This window comes from Streptantibioticus cattleyicolor NRRL 8057 = DSM 46488 (assembly GCF_000240165.1).
Taxonomy (GTDB): domain Bacteria; phylum Actinomycetota; class Actinomycetes; order Streptomycetales; family Streptomycetaceae; genus Streptantibioticus; species Streptantibioticus cattleyicolor.
In genome coordinates this window covers 6,127,379-6,144,912 of record NC_017586.1, presented here as the reverse complement: position 1 = coordinate 6,144,912, position 17,534 = coordinate 6,127,379, and the positions used below count along the sequence as shown (strand labels likewise).

Genomic DNA, 17,534 nt, shown 5'->3' with positions numbered 1-17,534 from the left:
GCGCGTTTCGCGTCGGGCGGGCTACGGGCGGTCGGGGTCCCGGGCGGCGGTGCCGTCGAGGTAGGCGAGGACGGCGAGGACGCGGCGGTTGGTGTCGTCCGAGGCGCCGATGCCGAGCTTGCCGAAGATGCTGGCCGAGTGTTTGCCGACGGCGCTCTCGCTGACGCACAGCCGGCCGGCGATGGCCGCGTTGGAGGCGCCCTCCGCCATCAGGGCGAGCACATCGCGTTCGCGCGGGGTGAGCGCGGCCAGCGGGTCGTCCCGGCGGCGTCCGCCCAGCAGTTTGGCGATGACCTCGGGGTCCATCACCGTGCCGCCGGCGGCCACGCGCCGTACGGCGTCGATGAACTGGTCGGCGTTGAGGACGCGGTCCTTGAGCAGGTAGCCGACGGCTCCGCTGCCATCGGCGAGCAGTTCGCGCGCGTAGAGCTGTTCGACGTGCTGGGAGAGGACCAGCACCGGCAGCCCCGGGCGTTCGCGGCGCGCGGCCAGCGCCGCCTGGAGGCCCTCGTCGGTGAAGGTGGGCGGGAGGCGGACGTCCACCACGGCGACGTCCAGCTCCTCCTCTCGCAGCGCCCGTTCCAGCTCGGGGCCGCTGGCCACGGCCGCGGCGAGGGTGAAGCCGTGCGCGGTCAGGAGGTTGACGAGTCCGTCCCGGAGGAGGAAGAGGTCCTCGGCGAGGACAACACGCATGGGATCTCCATCGTCACCACGGTCGGGCCGCCCGGCGGGCTGTGCACCGTGACCCTACCGTCGAAGGCGGACAGTCTGCGGCGCACCCCGCGCAGTCCGCTGCCGTGGGCGGCGTCGGGGTCGGCGCCGCCGCGGCCGTCGTCCCGGACGGCGCAGCGCAGGAGTCCGTCCTCATGGCGCAGGGTGATCCGCACCGTCGTGGCGCCGCTGTGCCTGGCCGCGTTGGTCAGCAGTTCGGAGACGGCGAAGTAGAGCGCCGACTCGATGGGCGGCTCCGGGCGTCCGGGCAGTACGACGTCGGCCTCGGCCTCCAGCGGGGCGTCGAGCGCCAACGCCCGTACCGCGTCGGCCAGTCCGCGTTCGGCGAGCACCGGGGGGTGGATGCCGCGGACCAGGTGGCGCAGTTCGGTCAGGGCTTTGACGGAGTCGTCCCGCATCTGGCCGAGCAGTTGTCTGGCGCGGGCCGGGTCGGTGTCGATCAGTGTGCCGAGCGCGCCGAGGTTCATGCCCAGGGCGACCAGCCGGGCCTGGGTGCCGTCGTGCAGGTCGCGTTCGATGCGGCGCAGTTCGGCGGCGGCGGTGTCCAGGGTGGCGGTGCGGGTCTCGGTGAGTTCGGCGACGCGGGCGGCGAGCCGTCTGCGTTCGTGCTCCACGGCGACGTCCGAGGCGACGGCGGGGGCGGGGCCGAGGAGCACCGGCAGCCAGCGGCCGTGGCGGACGCGCCCGGCGCGGGCGAGCGGCAGCGCGGCGAGGTAGACGGCGACACCACCGGGCAGGGCCGCCGCCGTGGAGCCGAACAGCGCGCCGTGGAAGGCGCTGTGGTCTCCGCCGAAGTAGGCGCCGATGGCCGGAGCGGTCAGCCAGAACAGCCCGCACCAGGCGAGCGCGGCGGGCAGGAGCAGCAGCACCGTGCCGACGAGCGGTTCGCTGGCGAAGAAGGCGAGGTCGCGTCGGGTGGCGGGGTCCTGGCGGGGCGGGCGCGGGAGGTAGGGGTCGGGCAGGTAGTCGTCCGGGTGGCCCGCCGCGTGCCACTTGGCGCCGTAGGCGCGGACGAACCGGGCCGCCCTGCGGGTGGCCCGCAGCGCGCGGCGGCCGGCGCCGGTGCCGGGGGCGGCGAACGCGACGGCGGCGACGGGGGCGGCGCACAGCGCGAGGGTGACGAGCGTGAAGCCGACGGAGACGGAGTAGGCCAGGTCGACGTGGTAGGGGCCCAGCCGGCGCAGCGTCCGGCGCACCGGTCCGGCGGGTTTCGTCGTCATGGCGTGGTCCTCCTCGTCCGTGCCCGGTACGCGTCACGGATGCGCCCGGCCCGTTCAGTCTGGACCAGGGCGGGGCGGCCCGGGGTGGGCCGGGGCCCCGGACGGGGGTGGGGCTGGATACACCCCCGTCGGGTGGCCAGACTCATTACCCGTGGCATGGCGGGTCCGTAGCGTCGATGGCGAGGTGATCGAGATGAGGACTGAGGAAGTTTTCCGGCCCGCCACCGGTGCCGTACCCACCGTCGAGGACACCGGTGCCGGCCCCGCCGGGCCGCCGGCCGAAAGGTCGCCCTACCGGGCGCTGGCGGCCAACCTGGGCGTCAACGTGGCGGCGCCGCTGCTGGTGTTCTACGGGCTGCGCGCCGTCGGGGTCGGACAGTGGTGGGCGCTGCTGGCGGGGGCGGTTCCCCCGCTGGTCCGGGCGGTGGTGACGATGGCCCGCACCCGGCGGGTCGACGTCCTGGGGGCGATCACGCTCCTGCTGCTGGCGCTGGGCGTGGCCACCTCGCTGCTGACCGGTAGCGCGCGGTTCCTGCTGGCCAAGGACGGGGCGATGACGGGGGCGGCCGGGCTGTGCGTCCTGGCGACGCTGCTGATGCGGCGGCCGTTCATCGCCTCGACGCTGATCTCCCTCACGGCCGGGGAACGGCGCGCGAAACTGGTGGCCCACTGGCAGAAGTCGCCGACGTTCCGCCGGGTGATGCGGGTGCTGACGGTGGTGTGGGGGGTCGGCCTGGTCGCCGACGCGGTGGTGCGGATCGTGCTGGCGTACGCGCTGCCGGTGGACGCCGTTCCGCTGGCGGGCAACCTGCAGTACGTGGCGGCGTTCCTGCTGCTGGAGGGCGTCAGCCGGGTGTACGGGCGGCGCCGGAGCGTCGTGGCGCGGATCACCGCGGAGACGGCGGCGCGGGCATGAGGACGGACGACGAACAGGAGGCGGTCGGGGTGCGATCGGTACTGGTGACGGGGGCGGCGAGCGGCATCGGCGCCGCGGTGGCACGGCACTACGGGCGGGCCCCGGGCGGCCTCGGCGCCGGGGTGCTGGTGGCCGATGTCGACGTGGCCGGCGGCGAGGCGGTCGCCGCGGAGGTCGGCGGGCGCTTCGTGCGCACGGACGTGTCGTGCGAGGACGACAACACGGCGGCCGTGCGGGCGGCGGTCGAGGAGTTCGGCGGGCTCGACCTGGTGCACCTCAACGCCGGGGTGGGCGACGGCGGCGGCTTCGGCGACGACGACTACCGGCCGGAACAACTGCGCCGGGTGGTGTCGGTGAACCTCCTCGGGGTGATGTACGGGCTGCGGGCGGCCCTGCCCGCGCTGGCCGCCCACGGCGGCGGCGCGGTGGTGGTGACGTCCAGCATGGCCGGCCTCGCCCTCGCCGACTTCGACCCGGTGTACGCGGCGACGAAGCACGCGGTGATCGGGCTGGTGCGGTCGCTGGCCCCGGTGTGGGAGAAGGCGGGCGTGCGGATCAACGCGGTGTGCCCGGGGTTCGTCTCGACGCCGATCCTCCCGGCGGAGGCGGTGGAGTACATCCGCTCGGCGGGGTACGCGCTGGCCGAACCGGCGGAGATCGCCGCGATGGTGGCCGAGGTGGTGGCCGGCGGCGACACCGGCCGGGCGTACCTGGCCCAGCACGGGCGGGGGCCGGAGCCGGTCGCCTTCCCGAAGCTGGAACTGGTCCGCGCCGACGAGTAGCCGGCGGACCCGACGCGTGGCCGGCGGACCCGAACGGGCGTCCGCCGGGCGCCGTGTGATGTGGCACACTGCCTGACCCATGGACAGACGTCAGGAATTCCGCGCGCGCTCCCTGGAGAAGGGGGTCCCCGGGCACATCGTCGACGAGGCCCTTCAACTCGCCCTCCCCCGCGTCGAGTTGCGGCCCCCCGGACACAACAACGGTCCGGTCGCCGGACGGTACGGGGGCCTGCCGTCGCTGCCGGCGGATGTCGAGTGGTCCGGCTTCCCGCACTTCATCGCCTCGGTCGACTGCGCCGCGCTGCCGCCGGGTGCCCTCGACTTCCCGCTCCCCGCCGACGGGCACCTGTTGTTCTTCGGCACCATGGACGAACCGGAGTGGGGAGAGGATTCCGAGGACACCGAGGGCTTCGTCCTCCACGTCCCGGCCGGAACGGTGACCGCCGAACGCCGACCCGCCGGAAAACACGCCGAGTTCGTCCGCGAACCGTTCCCCTCCACATGCACGTCGACTGGAACATGCCCGTCCCCGGCCACGACGTCATCGAATCCCACGAGGAACGCCGCCTGGTGTGGGAGGAGTACGAGGACGGCCTGTGGTCCGACACCTCCGGCGCCGGTGAACTCACCCTCGGCGGCTACGCCTGCCCCGCCTACGACGACCCGTGCCTGCCCCCGTATCCGGGCGGCGACGACCAACCGTGGCGCCTGCTGGCCCAGGCCCGGGTCTCCCCCATCTCGCGGGAGCCGATCGAGAACACCGTCTTCTGGCTGATGCGCCCCGAGGACCTTGCCGAGGGAAGGTTCGAGAAGGCGAAGGTGCGCCTGGAGCTGGTGCCGCCCGCGTGAGCCGTCCGGTTGGTGCCGGGCCGACCGCCGCCTGCGGGAGACTGCTGTGATGACCCGCGTGGACGCCGCCGCCCGCCCCGTGCTGCTGCGCCGGGGCTTCGCCCTGGAGTACGCGACGCTGGCCTGGAACGTGGCCGGCCTCGTGGTGCTCGCCGTCGCGGCGGTCGCGGCGAGGTCGGTGGCGCTGGCCGGGTTCGGGATGGACTCGCTGATCGAGATCGGCGCCTCGGTCGTGGTGATCCGGGAGCTGTCCGGCGGCGGGGAGGAGCGCCGGCGCGGGGCGCTGCGGTTGCTCGGCGCCGGGTTCGGGCTGCTGGCGCTGTATCTGCTGGCGCAGTCCACGTTCGTGCTGGCCGTCGGTTTCCGTCCGCGTCCCTCGGCGCTGGGCACCGGCTGGACGGCCGCCACCGCCGTGGTGATGTTCGCCCTGGCGTGGGGCAAGGCCCGCGTCGGGGCGGCGCTGGACGATCCGGTGCTCAGGACGGAGGGCCGGGTCACCCTGGTCGACGGTCTGCTCGCCCTCGCCGTGCTGCTCGGTCTCGTGCTCAACGGCGTGGTCGGCTGGTGGTGGGCCGATCCGGCCGCCGGTTACGTGCTGGTCTGCTATGCGGTGCGCGAGGTGCGGGACGTCCTCGCCGCCGGCCGCGACCGGGCGGCCCCGGCGCGCTGACGCCACGGCGCCGGCCGGGCTCCGGTGGCCGTACGCCGGCGGCCCGGGGAAGGTGGAGGGAGGAAACGCGGCGCGCGGGAGGTGGGCATGGGCGAGCAGGCCGGCAACGAGCCCCGGATCGTCGTCGGGGTCGACGGTTCCGCGTCCTCCAGAGCGGCGCTGACCTGGGCGTTGAGGCAGGCGGAGCTGACCGGTGCGGTGGTCGAGGCGGTCCTGGCGTGGCAGCCGCCGGACGCGTGGTACGGCCTGGTGCCGCCCGCCGGGACCCTGGACGCCTACCGCGAGGCGGCCGGCGGGGTCCTGGCGAGGGCGCTGGCGGAGACGGTGGACGCGGCCCGTGCGTCCCGGGTGCGTTCCCGGGTCGCCGAGGGGAACCCGGCCGCCGTCCTGCTGGAGGCCGCGCGCGGTGCCGAGCTGCTGGTGGTCGGCCACCGGGGCCACGGTTTCGCCGGCGCGCTGATCGGCTCGGTCGGTCTGCACTGCACCCATCACGCGCCCTGCCCCGTCGCCGTCGTGCGGGGTGACCCGGCATCCGGAGGGACCACGGAAGGACACGGCGATGGACGCCACCGGCCCGGCCCGTGAGGTGGTCGTCGGCGTCGACGGCTCGGCGGACTCCGAGCGGGCCGCGGACTGGGCCGCGTCGGAGGCCCGGCGCCGTGGATGCCGGCTGCGGGTGCTGCACGCCACCGGGACCGGCCCGGAGCCCCCGCGCCCGGCGCCCCGCAACAACGGGTACCGGCACACCGTACGGGCGGCCCGCGCCCTGCTGGACGACGCACGCCACCGCGTCGCCGCCGGCCACCCCGGGCTGTGCGTGGAGACCACGCTGACCACGGACGACCCGGAGGGACCCCTGCTGGCGGCGGCCGAGGGCGCCGAACTGCTGGTGCTCGGCACCCGTGGGCGCGGCGGCTTCAGCACGCTGCTGCTGGGCTCGGTCGGTCTGCGGGTCGCCTCCCACGTCACCTGCCCGCTGGTGGTGGTACGCGGCCGTGCCGTCCGGGAACCGGCCCGCCGTGTCGTCGCCGGGGTCCAGGACGTCCGCGACGCCGAAGCCGTCCTGTTCGCCGCCGAGACCGCGGCCCGGTGGCGGGCGGGGTTGCTCGCGCTGCACGCCTGGGAGCCGGTGAGCGAGGTCGGCCACCTGGTGCCGCGCGTGGACACGGTGCGTGAGCTGCGGCACGAGCACGTCCGGTCGCTGCTCCAGTCGCTCACGGCGGCCGAGGTGACGGCGCGCGTTCCCGGGCTGCGTGTCGAGCGCGAGGTGGTCGACGGCGGGGCCGCCGCCGCGCTGGTGGACGCCTCCGCGCGGGCCGACCTGCTGGTGGTCGCGGCGCACCGCCCGCGCACCCCGACCGGGCTGCGCCTCGGACCGGTCGCCCACGCGGTGCTGCATCACGCGCGGTGTCCGGTCGCGGTCGTACCCGACCGTTGAGCGGCGCGCGTGGCCGACGGTGGCCGGACCCCGAGGACGTCGAGCATCACCCGGGTCGCGGGGCTGGGGTTGAAGCGGCTCCACGCGAGGTGTTCGACGCGACCCGGCCCGTCGGCCACCGGGACCAGCGCCAGCCCGGGGGCGTCGGCGACCAGCGGGCGGATGAACGCCGAGGGAAGCAGCGCCACCCCGAGCCCGCGCGTGATCAGCCCCGTGATCAGCTCGACGACCCCGGCCTCGTAGGCGACGTGGCGGACCAGGCCCGCGGCGGCGAACGCCTGGTCGGACTGGGCGCGGGCGGGCGTCCCGGCCACGAAGTCCACGAACGTCTCGTCGGCGATCTCCCGCAGCGTGACCCGGGGCGCCCCCGCGAGCCGGTGGCCGGAGGGCACCACCAGGACGTGTTCGTGCTCGTCGAGCACGACGCTCTCGACGCCGAGGGGGCGGTCGCCGCGCGGCAGGCCGAGGAAGGCGATGTCCAGGTCGCCGTCGCGGATCGCCGCGACCAGGTCGTCGCTGCGCCCGGACCGCAGGGCGACGCGGACCCGCGGGTGCTTGGCGCGGTACCGCTGGAGCAGTTCGGGGATGTCGACGGCGGCCGTCGTCACGATCACGCCGACGGCGAGCCGGCCGCGGACCACGCCGGTCGCCGCGGCGGCGTCGGCCGCGGCGCGGTCGGCGGCGGCCAGGCACTCACGCGCCCCGGCCACGAACGCCGCTCCCGCGCTGGTCAGTTCGACGCGGCGGCTGGAGCGGGCGAACAGCTTGACCCCGAGTTCCCGTTCCAGGCCGGCTATCCGGTGGCTGAGTGACGACTGCACCACCGAGCACCGCTCGGCGGCCCGGGTGAAGTTGCGGGTCTCGGCGACGGCGACGACGTACCGCATCTGCTGGAGGTCCATCCGGCCATCGTTTCCGTTCATGGCTGCGATCACAACCATGTATTGGAGTCATGGGGCCTGGTGGCGAGAGTTCACCTCATGCGTTCCTCGATCCCACGGTCACCCGGCCCGCCGCGCGTCCCGTCCGCGCGGCGGGCGGCGGCCGTCGCACTGACCGCGCTCGCCCCCGCCTCCTGGGGCACCACCTATGTGGTGACGACGAGGCTGCTGCCGCCCGGGCATCCGCTGTTCGCCGGGCTGATGCGCGCCCTGCCCGCCGGGTTGCTCGCGTTGGCGATCACCCGGGTGCTGCCGCGCGGGCAGTGGTGGTGGAAGGCCGCCGTCCTGGGGGTGCTCAACATCGGCGGGATGCCGTTGCTGTTCGTGGCGGCCGAACGGCTCCCCGGCGGGGTCGCGGCCACCCTCGGCGCGGCGCAGCCGCTGCTGGTCGCGGGGTTGGCCGTCGCGCTGCTCGGCGACCGCCCGACCGCCTGGCGGCTTGCGTGGGGGGTGCTCGGGGTGCTCGGGGTGGGGCTGGTCGTGCTCGGTCCGCGGGCCCGGCTGGACCCGGTCGGGGTGCTCGCCGGCCTCGGTCACACGGCCGCCATGGCCGGCGGGGTGGTCCTCACCAAGCGGTGGGGGCGCCCGGCGGGGGTCGGCCCGCTGGCCCTGGCGGGGTGGCAACTGACCGTCGGCGGGCTGCTGTTGCTGCCGCTGACCCTGGCGTTCGAGGGGGTGCCGCCGCACATCGGCGCCGGGGCGGTCGGCGGTTACCTGTGGCTCGGCAGCATGGGCGGGCTGATCGCGTACACGCTGTGGTTCCGTGGGATCGGGAAGCTGCCGGTGGGCGCCACCGCGCCGCTGGTGCTGCTCTCCCCGCTGGTCGCCACGGTCATCGGCACGGCGTCGGGCGAGGCGCTGAACGCGTTGCAGACCTCCGGCTTCCTCCTCGCCCTGGCCGCTCTGCTCGGAGCGCAGCTCGACCCGCCGCGCCTGTCCGGCCGCCGCACGCGCGGCGGGACGGCCGCGGACACCATCCGCAAGGACCTGATCGAAGAAGGACGGATGCGATGACCACAGTGGGAACGTCAGCGAGGACGATCGCCGTGCTGGGCGCCACCGGCATGGTCGGCAGCCGCGTGACCGGCGAGGCCCGGTCCCGTGGGCACCGGGTGCTGGCGCTGGCCCGGAAGCCGGCGAGCGACGACCCGGGCGTGACGCCGGTCGCGGTCGACGTCACCGACGCCGGCGCCGTACGGCAGGCGCTGGCCGGCTCCGCCTCGCACGGCGCCGTGGACGCCGTCGTGCTGACAGTGCGGACCGACCCGGCCGACGAGGACTTCCTGGTCGGTGCCACCCGTACGGTGCTGGACGCCGCGGCGCGGACCGGGGCCCGCGTCCTCGTGGTCGGCGGCGCCGGGGCGTTGCGCAGCCCCGGGGACCCGGCCCTGCTGGTCGCCGACGATCCGGCCTACGTGCCCGCCGAGTTCCGGGCCGTCGCCGCGGCCGGGGTCGCCCAGTTGCGTGCCTGCCGGGAGCGTCCCGGGGACGACTGGGTCTACCTGAGCCCGCCGGCCCTGCTGGAGCCCGGCCGGCGCACCGGACGCTACCGGCGCGGCACCGGCACGTTGCTCACCGACGCCGACGGCCGTTCGTGGATCAGCGCCGAGGACCTGGCCGTCGCCGTGCTCGACGAACTCCGGTCCCCCGGCGTGGAACGCCACATCACCGTCGCCCACGACGACCGGCGTCCGTCGCGCTGAGGCGGTCGACGCGGACGGTGGCGCCCGGGGCGAGGCGGTGGTAACGCGCCGGCGTGCCGGGGCCGTTGTCGCCCAGCAGGCCGCCGACCATCGCGGTGCCGGTGTCGTTGAGGGCGCCGTCGTGAATGGCGTAGGCGTCCCGGGGGGCGACCTCGCGGAGGTAGTCGATCAGGTGGCCGACGGTGGACCACGGGGCGTGCGCCGGCAGCAGCAGCGTGTCGACGGCGGCGTCGGGGACGGTGAGGGCGTCGCCGGGGTGGAAGAGGGCGCCGTCGATGAGGAAGCCGACGTTGGCCACCCGCGGGATGTCGGGGTGGATGACCGCGTGCCAGGTGCCGTGGACGGTCACCTCGAAGCCGGCCGCGGTGAACGCCTCGCCCTCTCCGACGGCGGTGACCCGGGTGCCGAGGCCGTCCAGCCGCGCGGCGACGGCGGGGTTGGCCCAGATCCGCAGGCCCCGGTCGCGTTCGGCCGCCCGGCGCAGCGTCTCCTCCGAGAAGTGGTCGAAGTGCTCGTGCGTGACCAGGACCGCGTCGGCGCCGTCGAGCGCCGCCGGCTCGGTCAGACCGCCCGGGTCGATGACCAGGCGGCGGCCGTCCTTCTCGACGCGGACGCAGGCGTGGCCGAACTTGGTGAGGTGCATGGCGGGGTCCTTCCGCTGAAACTGTACAACCAAACTGTACAACTTCATTCCATGAATCCGGGTAGGATGGGTCCATGGACGACGACGCGCTGGCCGAGCGGCTGCGGCAGACGGTCGGGGAACTGGTCCGGGCGGTACGTGTGGTGGACACCATGCCCCCCGGGGAGGCGGCCGTCCTCGGCTTCCTCGACCGCGGCGGCCCGCTGACCACGGCCGACCTCGCCCACCGCCGCGGCGTGACCCACCAGTCGGCCGCCAAGTCCGTCAAGGAACTCGTCGGCGCCGGCCTGGTCCGCGCCGAACCCCACCCCGCCGACGGCCGCAAACTCCTGCTCCACATCACCGACGCCGGCCGCGCCCGCCTGCGCCGCGAACGCGCCCAGCGCGCCGGCGCCCTCGACGCCGCCATCCGCGACACCTTCAGCCCCGAGGAACGGCAGCGGCTGGGCGACTGCGTCGGCCTGCTCTCCCGCCTGATCGCACGGCTGACCGGCAGGTGAGAGCCGGAACCGGCGGCAACTACGGGTAGGTACACGGGAATTGGTGTGGAATGCTGTCGGCAGCCGGCCGCGGGCACCGACGCCGCGGGCGGTCGCCGAGAGGAGCACAGCGTTGAGACAGAACGGCTTCCGCGCCGAGGAGATCGACACCGGCCGGCCGCACCCCGCGCGGATCTACGACTACTTGCTGGGCGGCAAGGACAACTACGAGGTGGACCGCGCGGCCGGCGACCGGCTCGCCGCCGCGGCCCCCGAGGTGCGGATCGGCGTGCAGGCCAACCGTGACTTCATGCGGCGGGCCGTCCGGTACGTCGTCGGCGGCGGCGTCCGCCAGATCCTCGACATCGGCACCGGACTGCCCACCTCGCCCAACGTCCACGAGATCGCCCGGCAGGTCGCGCCGGACGTCCGCGTCGCCTACGTCGACAACGACCCGATCGTGAACGTGCACGCCAACGCGCTGCTCACCGGCGCCGGGGCGACCGGCGTCGTCCTCGGCGACCTGCGCGACCCGCAGGCCGTCGTCGACAACCCCGAGGTGCGCCGGGTCATCGACTTCGACCAGCCGGTCGCCCTCCTCCTCGTCGCCGTCCTGCACTTCCTCACCGACGCCGAGAAGCCCGAGCAGATCGTCGCCACCCTGCGCGACGCGCTGCCGGCCGGGAGCTTCCTGGTGCTGTCGCACGCCACCGGTGACTTCGCCGACCGCAGCGGGGCCCAGGCCGTCTACACCAACGCCACCGCCACCTTGAACCTGCGGTCGCACGGCGCGGTGGAGCGGTTCTTCGACGGCTTCGAGCTGGTGGATCCCGGTCTCGCCCAGGTCCCGTTCTGGCGCCCGGACGCCCCGCCGGCCACGAAGCCCGGGGAGATCGGCTTCTACGGCGGCGTGGCCCGCAAAGCCCGCTGAGCCGGCCGCGCCGGGGCTCCGCGTCGTCAGCCGCGCAGGTCGTCGACGAGCTGGGCGAGCAGGGCGGCCCGCTCGGGCATCGCCGCCACGCTCACCCACTCCCCCTCGGCGTGCGCGCCGTTACCGACGGCTCCGAGGCCGTCGAGGGTCGGGCAGCCGACGGCGGCGGTGAAGTTGCCGTCGGAGCCGCCGCCGACGCTGACCCCGGCGATCGGGCCGAGCCCCAACTCGGCCGCCAGCACGGCCAGTCGGGCGTGCAGCGCCGCGCCGGCCCCGGCGGGCATGGGGGGCCGCCTGGGGCCGCCGGAGATCCGCAGGCGGGTGCCCTCGACTCCGGTGGTCAGGGCCCGCAGTTCCCGGTCCACCCGCGTCGCCTCCCGTGGTTCGGCCACGCGTACGTCGAGTTCGGCCCAGGCGTGGGCGGGCACCACGTTGCTCGCCGTGCCCGCCCCGGCCAGGGTCGCCGTGACGGTGGTGCCGCGTTCCGGGGCGGCGACCGCCTCCAGCGCGGTGAGCACCCGGGCCAGCGCGGTCAGCGCGTTGGCGCCCCGCTCCGGCTCCAGTCCGGCGTGGGCCGCCCGGCCGTCCACGTCGAGCCGGTACATGCCGGTGCCCTTGCGGCCGACCTTCACCGCGCCGTCGGCCGACGCCTCCAGGACCAACGCGGCCCGCGCCCCCCGCGCGGCCTCCTCGACCAGGGCCCGGCTGGTCCGCGAGCCCACCTCCTCGTCGCAGGTGAGCAGGATCTCCAGGCCGCCGCGGTCGTCGAGCGCCGCGACGGCGTGGAAGAGCTGGACGATGCCGGCCTTCATGTCGAAACAGCCTGGGCCACTGGCCCGTCCGGTCGCCTCGTCCACGGTGAACGGCCACCGCGCCAGCGTGCCCAGCGGCCACACGGTGTCGTAATGGCCGACCAGGGCTATCCGGGGCCGGCCCGGCGCCTGGGGCCACCGCCACCGCAGATGGCGGCGGCCCTCGACCTCGACCACCTCACCGGCCTCACCGAACACCTCGTACGCGAGCGCGGCGACCGCCTCCGCCCCCGCCGCGCAGGCGTCCAGGTCCTCCGACGGCGTCTCCACCCCCACCAGCGCCGCCAGATCGGCCACCATCGCGTCCGTCCTCGCGCGCAGCGCCTGGAGTCGGCCGACGGCTGTGGGCTTCCCGCTGATATCCATGGCGCACATCTTCCACCAGGCCGTCCGTGGCCGGTCGCGGTGCCGCCGGTGCCGGAACCGTCGCCTTCCCGGGAGACCGCGCGCCGCGAACGACGGCCGCCCGCCGAGGGGTTCCTCACCGGTTCGTGGGGGCGTCCGCCGGAGTTGTGATCGTGGAGTGCACGTCAGTGGGTGAGGTCGGCGAGGATCTGGCGGGTGGCGTCGGCGAGCAGGGGGTCCTCGGCCGGGGTGTGGTATCCGGAGCGTTCGGTCATGACGGCGACGACGACTGGTGCGGTGTGCGGGGGCCAGGCGATGGCGACGTCGTTGGCCCGGCCGTAGTCGCCGGTGCCGGTCTTGTCGGCGACGGTCCATCCGGCGGGGAGCGCGGCGCGGATGCGTTCGGCGCCGGTGGTGTTGTGCTGGAGCCACCCCTTGAGCAGGGCGCGTTTCTCCGCGGGCAGGGCGTTGCCGAGTACGAGCGCGCGGTAGTCGCCGGCCAGCGCTTCGGGGGTGGTGGTGTCACGCGGGTCGCGGGGCGGGTTCCGGTTCAGCTCGGGCTCGTAGTGGTCCATGCGGCTGACGGTGTCTCCGAGACCGCGCAGGTAGGCGGTGAGCCCCGCCGGGCCGCCGATGTCCCGCATCAGCAGGTTGCCCGCGGTGCCGTCGCTGTAGCGGATGGCGGCGTCGCACAGCTGCCGGATGGTCATCCCGGTGTCGACGCGGTCCTCGGTGACCGGCGAGATGGAGTTGACGTCGGCGGCGTGGATGGTGACGCGCTTGTCCAGGTAGCTGAGGGGGTTGCGGTGCAGAACGGCCGCCGCGGCGAGCGTCTTGAACGTGGAGCAGAACGCGAAGCGCTCGTCCGCGCGGTAGGTCACCGTGGTCCCGGTGCCGGTCGCCACCGCGTACACGCCGAGCCGGGCGGCGTACTTGCGCTCCAGCGCGGCGAACTTCGCCGGATCGGTACGGTGGGACGGGCGCGGCGACGGGCGGCGGCTCGGCACGGTGGACGACACGGTGACCGAGCGGTCGGTGGTGCCGCATCCGGCCAGGGGCAGCAGGGCCCCCAGCGTCACCAGGGCGCGACGGGACGGGCCGGACTGCTCGAACGACATTCGGTGGTACCTGCTTTCACTTGCCCGGGGCGCGGCCGGTGGAGAAGGGGCGGGGACTCGTCGGACGGACGCGTCCCCTTCCTACACCACCTGACGGAACAATACGGCGCACACCGTCATCAAACGGAACACTCGCAGCGATCGGAGGACAAGCCCGGCCGTTTGTTCGCCCGCGCCCGGTCGGCTTCGCCGCTCATCCGAACCGGGTCAGCCTCGTCCAGAAGGACGGCCCGACGAGGTCGGCCGCGAGGGCGATCGGTACCCGCCGCGCGGTGGCTCCGGTGCCCGTGGTCAGTTCGCCGAGCACGGTGCCCGCCTTCGCGGTGCGGGGCACGTGGCCGCGGACCCCGCGAGGGGTGACGGTCAGCTTTTGGCCGGGGACGCCGACCACGGTGAGGTCAGCGGTGGCCACGACCGGTGCGCGGTGACCGAGGCCGTCGTCGACATGGCCGACGACCTGCCCCTTGCGCACCGCGACGGCCGAGGTGAGGGCGTCCCGCACCGCGGCGATGACCTTCTTGCTGTTGTTCAGCACCAACGCCAGGCTGTTGGCACCGTTGGGGTCCGGTCCGGTGACGTGCTGGCCCAGCATCGCGCCGAGGATCAGCCGGTCCGCGCCGTCCACGGTCTTGTACGCGGCCCACGACAGCGTCCCGCCGGCCGGTGTGTTGGAGCCGGTCTTGATGCCGCGTACGCTCAGCCCGGCCATCAGCAGCGGGCTGTTGTTGTTGTAGATGCGTCCGAGGCCGGGGATGTCGGCGTCGGGCTGGGCGACGACGACACGGAAGGCGTCGTACCTCATCACCTGCTCGGCCAGGACGAGCTGGTCGACGGCGGTACTGACGGTCCCCCGGTCCAGGCCGCTGGGGTCGGTGTACGTGGTGTTCCGCATGCCGAGGTCCTTCGCCGCCTGGTTCATCCGAGCGGCGAACACCGTCACGTCCGAGGAATGGGTGTCCCAACGGGCCAGCAGCCGGGCGATGTTGTTGCCCGACGGGATCATCAGCATCCGCAGCATGTCCTGCTCGCTGAAGGTCTCGCCCTCCCGCAGGCCCTCGACGCGTGACTCGTCCTCGGCCTTCCCGTCCGCCACGGCCTGGGCGTCGACCGGGATCCGCGGCCCCTGCTCGTCCCTGCCCAACGGGTGGTCGCGGAGGATCACGTACGCCGTCATGATCTTGGCGATGCTCGCCGTCGGAACGGGCCGCTGCGTCCCGAACGTCCCGACCACCCCCGAGCCCACGACCGCGACGGCGCCCTGCCCCTCCGCCGGCCACGGCACGGCGAACCCGCCGCCCGGCACCGTGAACGACGACACCGCCCGGTCCAGGCCCACAACCGGCTCCGGAAGCGGCCGGACCATCTGCACGATCAGCAACACCAACGCGACGAACGCCACCACCGCGCCCCACACCCGGGGCGCGAGGGCCCGGATCCGCGCCCTGACCGGCACGGCCTCACCGGTGAGTTCGGCGAGCAGCGCGATGGGTGACCGTGTTGTGTCGGGTGTGGTCTGGACGGCAACGGGCGTGACGGCCTGGGAAGTTGGCGGCTCGGCGGCCTTCTCCGCCGGAGCGTCGGCGCCCTCTCCCGCCGACCGTGCGGCGTTCCGCGGCCCCGGCCGTGCCGGTTCGGTCGGGGGTTCTGGTTCGGGGGCGGGGGGTTCGGACGGCGCGGGGGGTGCCGGAGGCTCGGTGGACGTCGCTTCGGTGGGTTTCGTCGGTTCGGCGGGCTCAGTAGGCTCGGCCGACTCGGACGGCGTCGGCTGGGTGGGCTCGGTGGGTTCCGGGGCCTTCGGCCCGGCAGGCTCAGGCACCTCGACGGACTCGACCGACGAATTCGGCCCGGCGGACTCAGGCGCTTCGGCCGACTCCGACGGCTTCGGCCCAGCAGGCTCGGAGGACTCCGTCGACCTGGCGGACTCGGTCGGCTTGACCGGCTCCGTGGGGGCCGGAGGTTCGACGGACTCGGTGGATTCCGACGACTTCGACCCGGCGGGCCCGGACGGCTCGGTGGGCGCAGCCTCGGCGGGCTCAGGCGGCTCGACGGACTCGGTGGACTCCGACGACTTCGACCCGGCGGGCCCGGACGGCTCGGTGGGCGCAGCCTCGGCGGGCTCAGGCGCCTCGGCCGAATCCGACGGCTCCGGCGCCTCCGGCGCCTTTCCCTCCGACGGAGCGCTCTGGGCCCCGTCCGCCCCCTCGGGCGTCTTCTCGCGGGGCGGCGACGGGGGTAATCCGGCGCCGGACGTGGCCGCCGGGGGCGGGTCGTTGCTGTCGGGCGTGTCGGGGGATCGGCCCGCCATCGAGGTCTCCTTCGTGCACGGCGACTGTGGTGCGCGCTCGGACCGGCTGCGTCAGGTGACCTGAAGACAGGGGTGATGCCTGCGCGGGACGGACGGTCGTCCCCGGCGGTCCGGCCCGCCCAGGGTACTCACGGGCGGGCCGGCGGGGGACGCACGTCGGCCACATGATGATGTTGGGCGCTCGCCCCGGCCCGTACGCCCCCGTCGGCTCAACTCCGCGGAACGTACCGGCTGTCCCGCAGGGTTGGCAGCACCGGTGTCAGCACGGCGAGGAGCACCAGGATCATCGCGATGGCCTGGAACGCGGCGCGGTATCCGGCGGCCAGGGCGGCGGGCGTGCCGCCGGTGTCGGACGCGGTGAGGGTGACCACCATGGCGAGGCCGAACGCGCCGCCGAACTGGCGGGTGGTGTTCATCAGCCCCGAGGCGGCGCCGGCGTCGGCGGAGCGGACACCTGAGGTGACCGTGGTGGTCAGCGGGGTGCTGACCAGGCCGCCGCCGAACGATATGGCCACGGCGGGGCCGAGGATGCCGGTGACGTAGTCGCTGTCCGGGGTGACCGCGCTCTGCCACCAGAAGCCCAGCGCGGCGATGAGCGCCCCGGCCGCTATGAGCACCCGGGCCTGCACCCGTCGCATCAGCCAGGGGATCAGGCGCAGCCCGACCAGCAGCATCACCACCGCGTGCGGCACGAAACCCAGACCCGTCTGCGCGGCGCTGTAGTGGAGCACGTCCTGCATGGTCAGCGTCAGGAAGTACCACAGCGGGACCTGGCTCGCCCCGGCCAGCAGCATCGCCAGGTTGCCCCAGCCGATCCCGGGCAGCCCGAACAGCCGTGGCGGTATCAGCGGGGCCGCGGCGAACCTCGTCTCGACCACCACGAACGCGGCGAGGGCGAGGACCCCGCCGAGCAGCGGCAGCGCCGTGCCGGGGGCGGACCAGGCGTGGCTGTCGGCTTCGGCGACGCCGAGGGTGAGCAGCGTCGAGGCGGCCGTGGCCAGTACGGCGCCGGGCAGGTCGAGGCGGACGCGTCGGCGGGGGACGGCGGGCCGGGCGAGGACCCGCCGGGCGAACAGCAGTATCGGAAGTCCGACCGGCACGTTGACCAGCAGCACCGAGCGCCAGGACAGGTACTGGGTCAGCACGCCGCCGAGCATGTTGCCGCAGGCACCGCCGACCAGGCTCACCGCGGTCCACACCGTCAACGCCCTGGTGCGCGGCGGCCCTTCGGGGAATCCGGTGGTCACCATGGTCAGGGCCAGCGGGGCGAGGACGGCGGCGCCGGTGCCCTGCGCCGCGCGGGCCGCGATCAGCGTGGCCGGGGTGCCGGCGAGCCCGCCGGTCAGGCTGGCGGCCGTGAAGACGGCCAGTCCGCCGACGAAGACCCGCCGGTGCCCGTAGAGGTCGGCCAGTCTGCCGCCGAGCAGCAGCAGCCCGGCGAAGGCGAGCGCGTAGGCGCTGACCACCCACTGCAGGCCGGTCGGGGTGAACCCGAGATCCGCCTGGATCGACGGCAGCGCGACGGTCATCACCGATACGTCGAAGAGCACCAGGAAGTTGGCTGTGCACGCCAACGCGAGCGCCGTCGTGGCGGCGGATCTCTCAGGCATGGCCGAAAATCCCCCCGTGGTCCTCGTTGTCTTCGCGGTC

At 74.7% G+C, this 17,534-nt stretch carries 19 protein-coding genes and 1 pseudogene; 12 read left to right on the top strand and 8 right to left on the bottom strand.

Annotated features, from left to right (window positions below):
- Nucleotides 1-21: 21 nt before the first annotated feature.
- Nucleotides 22-693, bottom strand: a complete 672-nt coding sequence (locus SCATT_RS27020; RefSeq protein WP_014146408.1) for a response regulator — start codon at nucleotides 691-693, stop codon at nucleotides 22-24.
- Nucleotides 633-1,952, bottom strand: coding sequence for a sensor histidine kinase (locus tag SCATT_RS27015; protein ID WP_014146407.1), 1,320 nt, complete (start codon nucleotides 1,950-1,952; stop codon nucleotides 633-635). Before SCATT_RS27015 ends, SCATT_RS27020 begins: the two co-directional genes overlap by 61 nt.
- Nucleotides 1,953-2,145: 193 nt before the next feature.
- Between SCATT_RS27015 and SCATT_RS27010 the strand changes: the two genes are divergently transcribed.
- The 7 genes and pseudogenes from SCATT_RS27010 (at nucleotide 2,146) to SCATT_RS26985 (ending at nucleotide 6,607) form a co-directional block, all read left to right on the top strand.
- Nucleotides 2,146-2,868 (top strand): VC0807 family protein, encoded by a 723-nt coding sequence (locus SCATT_RS27010; protein WP_014146406.1) that lies wholly within the window; start codon nucleotides 2,146-2,148, stop codon nucleotides 2,866-2,868.
- The gene (locus SCATT_RS27005) at nucleotides 2,865-3,650 is read left to right on the top strand and encodes an SDR family NAD(P)-dependent oxidoreductase (RefSeq protein ID WP_014146405.1); all 786 of its coding nucleotides are present in this window, start codon (nucleotides 2,865-2,867) and stop codon (nucleotides 3,648-3,650) included. Before SCATT_RS27010 ends, SCATT_RS27005 begins: the two co-directional genes overlap by 4 nt.
- Before the next feature lie 79 nt (nucleotides 3,651-3,729).
- A pseudogene (locus SCATT_RS40790) lies at nucleotides 3,730-4,044 on the top strand (DUF1963 domain-containing protein); the annotation flags it as partial.
- A 107-nt stretch (nucleotides 4,045-4,151) separates the two neighbouring features.
- Nucleotides 4,152-4,499: a YwqG family protein gene (locus SCATT_RS39765; RefSeq protein WP_042507592.1), complete on the top strand. Its 348-nt coding sequence runs from the start codon at nucleotides 4,152-4,154 to the stop codon at nucleotides 4,497-4,499.
- A 49-nt stretch (nucleotides 4,500-4,548) separates the two neighbouring features.
- Nucleotides 4,549-5,169 (top strand): cation transporter, encoded by a 621-nt coding sequence (locus SCATT_RS26995; protein ID WP_014146403.1) that lies wholly within the window; start codon nucleotides 4,549-4,551, stop codon nucleotides 5,167-5,169.
- A gap of 87 nt (nucleotides 5,170-5,256) precedes the next feature.
- Nucleotides 5,257-5,754, top strand: coding sequence for a universal stress protein (locus SCATT_RS26990; RefSeq protein WP_014146402.1), 498 nt, complete (start codon nucleotides 5,257-5,259; stop codon nucleotides 5,752-5,754).
- Entirely contained in the window at nucleotides 5,729-6,607 is an 879-nt protein-coding gene (locus tag SCATT_RS26985) for a universal stress protein (RefSeq protein ID WP_014146401.1), read from the top strand. Before SCATT_RS26990 ends, SCATT_RS26985 begins: the two co-directional genes overlap by 26 nt.
- On the opposite strand, the gene SCATT_RS26980 is transcribed toward SCATT_RS26985, so the two are convergent.
- Nucleotides 6,568-7,509 carry a LysR family transcriptional regulator gene (locus SCATT_RS26980; RefSeq protein ID WP_014628766.1) on the bottom strand — a complete coding sequence of 314 codons (942 nt, stop codon included), beginning with the start codon at nucleotides 7,507-7,509 and terminating at the stop codon, nucleotides 6,568-6,570. The genes SCATT_RS26985 and SCATT_RS26980 overlap by 40 nt on opposite strands.
- A 78-nt stretch (nucleotides 7,510-7,587) precedes the next feature.
- On the opposite strand from SCATT_RS26980, the gene SCATT_RS26975 reads away from it, so the two are divergent.
- Complete coding sequence (locus SCATT_RS26975; protein WP_014146399.1) at nucleotides 7,588-8,562, top strand: EamA family transporter; 975 nt, start codon at nucleotides 7,588-7,590, stop codon at nucleotides 8,560-8,562.
- The gene (locus SCATT_RS26970; RefSeq protein ID WP_014628765.1) at nucleotides 8,559-9,251 is read left to right on the top strand and encodes an NAD(P)-dependent oxidoreductase; all 693 of its coding nucleotides are present in this window, start codon (nucleotides 8,559-8,561) and stop codon (nucleotides 9,249-9,251) included. Before SCATT_RS26975 ends, SCATT_RS26970 begins: the two co-directional genes overlap by 4 nt.
- Here SCATT_RS26970 and SCATT_RS26965 read toward each other — a convergent pair.
- On the bottom strand, nucleotides 9,214-9,894 hold the full coding sequence (locus SCATT_RS26965) for an MBL fold metallo-hydrolase (RefSeq protein ID WP_014146397.1): 681 nt from the start codon (nucleotides 9,892-9,894) through the stop codon (nucleotides 9,214-9,216). The two genes, SCATT_RS26970 and SCATT_RS26965, sit on opposite strands and share 38 nt — an antisense overlap.
- A gap of 74 nt (nucleotides 9,895-9,968) precedes the next feature.
- Between SCATT_RS26965 and SCATT_RS26960 the strand changes: the two genes are divergently transcribed.
- On the top strand, nucleotides 9,969-10,394 hold the full coding sequence (locus tag SCATT_RS26960; RefSeq protein WP_014146396.1) for a MarR family winged helix-turn-helix transcriptional regulator: 426 nt from the start codon (nucleotides 9,969-9,971) through the stop codon (nucleotides 10,392-10,394).
- 112 nt (nucleotides 10,395-10,506) lie between these two features.
- Nucleotides 10,507-11,304 (top strand): SAM-dependent methyltransferase, encoded by a 798-nt coding sequence (locus SCATT_RS26955; RefSeq protein WP_014146395.1) that lies wholly within the window; start codon nucleotides 10,507-10,509, stop codon nucleotides 11,302-11,304.
- A 26-nt stretch (nucleotides 11,305-11,330) separates the two neighbouring features.
- Here the strand turns inward: SCATT_RS26955 and SCATT_RS26950 are convergent, their stop codons facing one another.
- The 3 genes from SCATT_RS26950 to SCATT_RS26940 all read right to left on the bottom strand — a co-directional run bounded on the left by SCATT_RS26950 (nucleotide 11,331) and on the right by SCATT_RS26940 (nucleotide 15,032).
- Nucleotides 11,331-12,482, bottom strand: coding sequence for a M20/M25/M40 family metallo-hydrolase (locus tag SCATT_RS26950; RefSeq protein WP_014146394.1), 1,152 nt, complete (start codon nucleotides 12,480-12,482; stop codon nucleotides 11,331-11,333).
- A gap of 164 nt (nucleotides 12,483-12,646) precedes the next feature.
- Nucleotides 12,647-13,579, bottom strand: a complete 933-nt coding sequence (gene bla / locus SCATT_RS26945; RefSeq protein ID WP_014146393.1) for a class A beta-lactamase — start codon at nucleotides 13,577-13,579, stop codon at nucleotides 12,647-12,649.
- 193 nt (nucleotides 13,580-13,772) lie between these two features.
- Nucleotides 13,773-15,032 carry a D-alanyl-D-alanine carboxypeptidase family protein gene (locus SCATT_RS26940; protein WP_014146392.1) on the bottom strand — a complete coding sequence of 420 codons (1,260 nt, stop codon included), beginning with the start codon at nucleotides 15,030-15,032 and terminating at the stop codon, nucleotides 13,773-13,775.
- A 241-nt stretch (nucleotides 15,033-15,273) separates the two neighbouring features.
- On the opposite strand from SCATT_RS26940, the gene SCATT_RS26935 reads away from it, so the two are divergent.
- Nucleotides 15,274-15,948, top strand: coding sequence for a hypothetical protein (locus SCATT_RS26935; RefSeq protein WP_014146391.1), 675 nt, complete (start codon nucleotides 15,274-15,276; stop codon nucleotides 15,946-15,948).
- Nucleotides 15,949-16,093: 145 nt separating this feature from the next.
- Here SCATT_RS26935 and SCATT_RS26930 read toward each other — a convergent pair whose 3' ends face one another.
- On the bottom strand, nucleotides 16,094-17,494 hold the full coding sequence (locus tag SCATT_RS26930) for an MFS transporter (protein ID WP_014146390.1): 1,401 nt from the start codon (nucleotides 17,492-17,494) through the stop codon (nucleotides 16,094-16,096).
- Nucleotides 17,495-17,534 lie beyond the last annotated feature (40 nt).

Coding starts and splice junctions, on each gene's coding strand:
- SCATT_RS27020 (WP_014146408.1), bottom strand. CDS start 693: ATGCGTGTTGTCCTCGCCGAGGACCTCTTCCTCCTCCGGGACGGACTC.
- SCATT_RS27015 (WP_014146407.1), bottom strand. CDS start 1,952: ATGACGACGAAACCCGCCGGACCGGTGCGCCGGACGCTGCGCCGGCTG.
- SCATT_RS27010 (WP_014146406.1), top strand. CDS start 2,146: ATGAGGACTGAGGAAGTTTTCCGGCCCGCCACCGGTGCCGTACCCACC.
- SCATT_RS27005 (WP_014146405.1), top strand. CDS start 2,865: ATGAGGACGGACGACGAACAGGAGGCGGTCGGGGTGCGATCGGTACTG.
- SCATT_RS39765 (WP_042507592.1), top strand. CDS start 4,152: ATGCACGTCGACTGGAACATGCCCGTCCCCGGCCACGACGTCATCGAA.
- SCATT_RS26995 (WP_014146403.1), top strand. CDS start 4,549: ATGACCCGCGTGGACGCCGCCGCCCGCCCCGTGCTGCTGCGCCGGGGC.
- SCATT_RS26990 (WP_014146402.1), top strand. CDS start 5,257: ATGGGCGAGCAGGCCGGCAACGAGCCCCGGATCGTCGTCGGGGTCGAC.
- SCATT_RS26985 (WP_014146401.1), top strand. CDS start 5,729: ATGGACGCCACCGGCCCGGCCCGTGAGGTGGTCGTCGGCGTCGACGGC.
- SCATT_RS26980 (WP_014628766.1), bottom strand. CDS start 7,509: ATGGACCTCCAGCAGATGCGGTACGTCGTCGCCGTCGCCGAGACCCGC.
- SCATT_RS26975 (WP_014146399.1), top strand. CDS start 7,588: ATGCGTTCCTCGATCCCACGGTCACCCGGCCCGCCGCGCGTCCCGTCC.
- SCATT_RS26970 (WP_014628765.1), top strand. CDS start 8,559: ATGACCACAGTGGGAACGTCAGCGAGGACGATCGCCGTGCTGGGCGCC.
- SCATT_RS26965 (WP_014146397.1), bottom strand. CDS start 9,894: ATGCACCTCACCAAGTTCGGCCACGCCTGCGTCCGCGTCGAGAAGGAC.
- SCATT_RS26960 (WP_014146396.1), top strand. CDS start 9,969: ATGGACGACGACGCGCTGGCCGAGCGGCTGCGGCAGACGGTCGGGGAA.
- SCATT_RS26950 (WP_014146394.1), bottom strand. CDS start 12,482: ATGGATATCAGCGGGAAGCCCACAGCCGTCGGCCGACTCCAGGCGCTG.
- bla (WP_014146393.1), bottom strand. CDS start 13,579: ATGTCGTTCGAGCAGTCCGGCCCGTCCCGTCGCGCCCTGGTGACGCTG.
- SCATT_RS26930 (WP_014146390.1), bottom strand. CDS start 17,494: ATGCCTGAGAGATCCGCCGCCACGACGGCGCTCGCGTTGGCGTGCACA.